Origin of the sequence: Herbaspirillum sp. B65 (assembly GCF_000333555.1) — a bacterium.
In the GTDB taxonomy this organism is placed as follows: Bacteria; Pseudomonadota; Gammaproteobacteria; order Burkholderiales; family Burkholderiaceae_D; genus Herbaspirillum; species Herbaspirillum rubrisubalbicans.
Map to the genome: position 1 here is coordinate 1 of NZ_BADI01000879.1, position 1,723 is coordinate 1,723.

The following is a 1,723-nucleotide window of genomic DNA, read 5'->3' on the forward strand; positions in this document are numbered from 1 at the left end:
GCGCGGCAGGGGCAGCAATGGCGTTCTGGAACTGGAACAAGAAGCGCTGATCGGCTGCGGCCGCCGCAAGGTGGTCTGACATGAGTGCATCGAGACAGAGTTGAAAGATCGCCATGCTGACCCACTCGGTCAATCCGCGCGGCGGCGTGGTACACGCCTTGCAGCTGGCCGAAGGCTTGCAGGCGCTGGGCCACGAAACCACGCTATTGGCGCCTGATGCCGCAGGCAAGGGCTTGTTCCGGCGCGCGGCCTGCCACTTCCATCCGGTACCGGGGGCGTTGCATAGCGCGGATATCGCCGACATGGTGCGCTTGCGCATCGAGGACTACCTGCGCTGCTTCGCCCAGCCTGGCATGACGGACTTCGACCTCTATCACGCCCAGGACTCCATCAGTGCCAATGCACTGGCCACGCTCACCGAGCGCGGGATGATCGCCGGCTATGTGCGCACCGTGCATCACCTCGACCAGTTCGAGGATAGCCGTCTGCATCGCTGGCAGGAGCGCGGCTATCGCGCTGCTGACCGCGTGCTGTGCGTGAGCCGCACCTGGCAGGAGATCCTGTGGCGCGAACATGGTGTGCAGGCCGAGCTGGTTTCCAATGGCGTCGATACGCAGCGCTACACGCCGCAAGCCAGCCACCGTGACGCCGCCCTGCGCGCGCAACTGGGCCTGGACGGCACACCGTTGCTGCTGGCGGTGGGCGGGGTGGAGCCACGCAAGAATACGCTGGGCATCCTGCGTGCCTTTGTCAGACTGCGCCGGGTCTATCCGCAGGCGCAACTGGTCATCGCGGGTGGGGCCAGCGTACTGGATCACGCCGCCTATCAACAGCAGTTCCAACGGGAGTGGCAGGCAGCCGGCTTGCCGGCGGGCGCGCTGCGCATCCTGGGGCAGGTGGCCGATGCCGACATGCCGGCGTTGTTCCGTTGCGCGGACGCGCTGGTGTTTCCTTCGCTCAAGGAAGGTTTCGGACTGGTGGTGCTGGAAGCCATGGCCAGTGGCGTGCCGGTGGTGGTCTCGCGCCTTGCGCCCTTTACCGAATACCTCGATGGCGACTGCTGCGCCTGGGTCGATCCCCAGGACCCGGCCGCCATTGCCGCCGGGATCGCCCACGCGCTCGACCCTACCGCACGGGCCAGCATGATCGCCGCCGGCGGTCGGGTGTGCGCGGACTTTTCCTGGATGCGCTCGGCCCAGAGCCATGTGAATCTTTATAACGACTATCTCGGTTGCCGCGCCCCGGCAGCCTCATTTTGCGAGGAACACCATGCCTGAAATGCACTTTCGTGTCCGCTGGCCGGACGACACCGTCAGCGATTGCTATTCACCCTCGCTGGTGGTCAAGGAACACCTGGAAGCCGGGCGCAGCTATGCGCTGGCCGACTTCGTCGAACGCAGCGCCACGGCCTTGAACATCGGTAGCGAGCGCGTGCGCCAGAAGTATGGCTTTGCCTGCTCCTCGGCCATGGACCAGTTGCGCCGCATCGAAGAGACCGCGGCCCGCTTCGAGGGGGCCGCCGATGCCCGGGTGATGGTCGAATCCTTCCTGCCCTGAACGCTCCATCGGCCCATCTTATCGGCCTATCTCATCAGACTTCATCCCAAGAGGAACATCATGCATACCCAAGAGCAAGGCGCCGTGCGCCACCATAGCGTCATCATCATTGGCGGCGGCCAGGCCGGCCTGTCCATGAGCTGGTATCTGAAGCGCTCGGCGTCGA

The 1,723-nt window shown here is 65.2% G+C and carries 2 protein-coding genes; both read left to right on the forward strand.

The window, feature by feature from the left end; all coding sequences use genetic code 11:
* Positions 1-113: 113 nt before the first annotated feature.
* On the forward strand, positions 114-1,277 hold the full coding sequence (locus tag I5W_RS20910; protein WP_044530682.1) for an MSMEG_0565 family glycosyltransferase: 1,164 nt from the start codon (positions 114-116) through the stop codon (positions 1,275-1,277).
* Positions 1,270-1,557 carry an MSMEG_0570 family nitrogen starvation response protein gene (locus I5W_RS20915; protein WP_044530683.1) on the forward strand — a complete coding sequence of 96 codons (288 nt, stop codon included), beginning with the start codon at positions 1,270-1,272 and terminating at the stop codon, positions 1,555-1,557. The genes I5W_RS20910 and I5W_RS20915 overlap by 8 nt, the downstream gene beginning before the upstream one ends.
* Positions 1,558-1,723: the final 166 nt, after the last annotated feature.